Origin of the sequence: Bradyrhizobium sp. PRIMUS42 (assembly GCF_023006515.1) — a bacterium.
Taxonomy (GTDB): Bacteria; Pseudomonadota; Alphaproteobacteria; order Rhizobiales; family Xanthobacteraceae; genus Bradyrhizobium.
In genome coordinates this window covers 1-311 of sequence record NZ_JALBGZ010001653.1, presented here as the reverse complement: position 1 = coordinate 311, position 311 = coordinate 1, and the positions used below count along the sequence as shown (strand labels likewise).

Sequence of the window (311 nt, the reverse complement as noted above, 5' to 3'; positions counted from 1 at the left end):
ACTTGAGCAGGTCGGCCTTGCCGGTGACGCTCAGATCCGCACCCGTCGAGCTCTTCAGCGTGACGGCACCGCCGCCAACGCTCGAAGCGGTCTGGTTGAAGCTGGTGGCGATCGTCGCAGCACCGGCAGTGATGGATGCCGTCTTGACGCCGCTGGCCAGATCGACCGCGGTCAACAGATCGCTGACGGTCGCAGCCGGGGTGCCCGCGGTCCCGAGATAGACCGTGGAGTTGCCGTTGCCGTCGGTGACGAGGTTGCCGCTGACGCCCGAGCCGGACGCAACACCAGTCGATGCCGGAGCAGAACCCGAG

General features: G+C 67.2%; 1 protein-coding gene. It reads right to left on the bottom strand.

Annotation, left to right across the window (positions count from 1 at the left end; all coding sequences use genetic code 11):
- Positions 1-311: DUF1522 domain-containing protein (locus tag MOV75_RS42135; protein WP_247008788.1), on the bottom strand; the 311-nt coding region annotated here is incomplete at both ends.